The sequence below is a fragment of the Janthinobacterium sp. BJB426 genome (assembly GCF_002735705.1).
Taxonomy (GTDB): Bacteria; Pseudomonadota; Gammaproteobacteria; order Burkholderiales; family Burkholderiaceae_D; genus Janthinobacterium.
Genome location: NZ_PDZL01000049.1, coordinates 1 through 2,292, shown reverse-complemented (window position 1 = coordinate 2,292; position 2,292 = coordinate 1). Strand labels below are relative to the sequence as shown.

Genomic DNA, 2,292 nt, shown 5'->3' with positions numbered 1-2,292 from the left:
GCCACAACCAGTGTCACCGCGGCATCGTCAAGCATGTAGGCGATCCGCTCCGCCGGGTAGATCGGGTCAAGCGGGACGTAGGCCGCCCCGCATTTAAGGATGGCCAGGATCGCCTGCACCACTTCGCCCGAGCGTTCCAGGCACAGCCCGACGCGCGCGCCGGGCGCCGCGCCCGACGCCAGCAGGCGATGCGCCAACTGGTTCGATGCCGCCTCCAGTTCGGCATAGGTCCAGTGACGCTCGCCATCAATCAAGGCCATCGCCTGCGGCGTGGCCAGTGCCTGCGCCGTAAATAGCTGGTGCAGGCACTGCGCCGGTGCCGTCGATTGCGTCGCCCGCCCCAGCTGCAACAAGCGTTCGCGTTCGGCAGGCGCCATCAGGCTTGCTGTCCAAACAGGTTCATTGGTGCAAAGAAGGGCCGCGTCAAGTGCACGCTCAAAATTGATCATGACGTGCTGCAATGCTTCAGTGGAATAGAGTCCCGCGTCGGCACTAATACTCAAATTCAGCTGGCCCTGCCGTGGGTCATGCGTCCAGTGGCACAACAGACGATAATTTGTCACCTCGAAGGTATCCATGCCACTGATACCGTCACCATTGACTCCGTCGTACACATGAAAATCTGTATAGTTGAACAACGCTGCGGATAAATCGACGCCGCTATCCCTTTGAAGTTGGGAGACCGGGTAATGTCGGTAATTCCATGCTTGCTGAAGTTGACTATCGACGGCGGAGATCAATACAGACCAGCTAGGTTGGTCGATATTCGTACAAATCGGTAGCGTTGACAAGAACAAGCCCAAGCTGCGATCGGCGCCGGCCACCTCAAGGCGGCCGTGGCCAGTGACACTGCTGGTGATCGATTCAGCTCCGTTAAGGAAGGCAAGCACCTTGAGGTAAACTGCCAGCAATACCGTCCTTGGCGCGACCCCGAGCCGTGCACACAGTTCGCGAAGCTGTTCACCGCGCGTCGAGAGATCAAGATGCGCGCTCTGCGCCGTCAAACGTTTGCCTGCCTCCCATGTCGGCATGGTGGCGGACGCTATCATTTCCCCCCAGAATGCCCGGGCCTTTGGATCGGCTAAGCTTGCAAGTTCTTGAGCGACGTAATGCCGATACGGCGGCAGTGACGACCTTGCGATTTCTGGCAACAGACGCTGGACTTCCAGATAACGTTGGAACAACTCTGTATTAAAAGAGGAAACGCTCCAGCCGTCCAATATCGCGTGGTGGTGAATGAGCGTGTAATGGAAAACAGCATCCGACACGCAGTGCACATCGATACTCCACAACGGCGCCTTGCCATCGAAAACGGAAGTATTGGCGACCTGACAATCATACCAAGTTGCAAACTTCGCTTCACTTTCTGTCGCCTCTAGATGACGCCAATCATGCACTTGCAGTGGCAGCGGCGCATCGCGCAGCACCAGTTGCAATGGCCGGTAGCCGATGTCATAGTCGAAAACCGTCCGCAATATTTCATGGCGCGTCATCATCCCTGTCAACGCTTCCTGCAATGCTGCTTCTGACCATGGCCGCTCCAGCTTCACGCTGTCGATGATCAAATAGTCGCCATCTCGCTGGTTGTGGAAAACCATACCTTCCTGAAGCTGCGTCAAAGGATAGCCATCTTCGTACTTGGCCACGTCCACGAGCACTCGCTCCTCTGGCGTTAACAAACTGAACGGACCGGCATCGACCGCGAGGTGTGTCGTTGCAGTCGAGCGCGATGAAATCGCATTGGCCATCAATTCGATTGACTGATAAGCAAAAAGGTCGCGTACCGCCAGCGCGAACCCTTCCTGGCCACAGCGTGCAATCAGTCTTACAGCACGGATTGAATCACCACCCTGCGCAAAGAAGTTCGCTGTCACGGAGACCTGTTCCAGTTCAAGTATCTCAGCCCAAATTTCAGCGAGTTTTACTTCCACCTCCGTGCGCGGTGCGAGATATTCCACTTGAAAACGCTCGCGGGCGTCAGGCAGCGCCTTCACATCGAGCTTGCCGTTGGCTGTCAGCGGCCATGCCGCCACGGCCATAAAGATGGATGGCACCATGTAGTCGGGCAGGCTCTGGCCAAGCTGTGCCCGCAACGGTGCGCTGTCGATCACCGCCTGCGCATTGAGCACGTAGGCAACCAGGCGCACCTGTCCGGCAGAGCCCTTCTCGGCCAATACCACCGCGTCGTCGACACCTTCGCAGCCGCGCAAGGCCGACTCGATTTCACCGAGCTCGATGCGGAAACCACGGATCTTCACCTGATGGTCGCCACGTCCAAGATATTCAAGCTCG

At 57.5% G+C, this 2,292-nt stretch carries 1 protein-coding gene; it reads right to left on the bottom strand.

The window, feature by feature from the left end; genetic code table 11:
• On the bottom strand, positions 1-2,292 hold a 2,292-nt coding region (locus CSQ93_RS28460; RefSeq protein ID WP_158301415.1), incomplete at both ends, for a condensation domain-containing protein.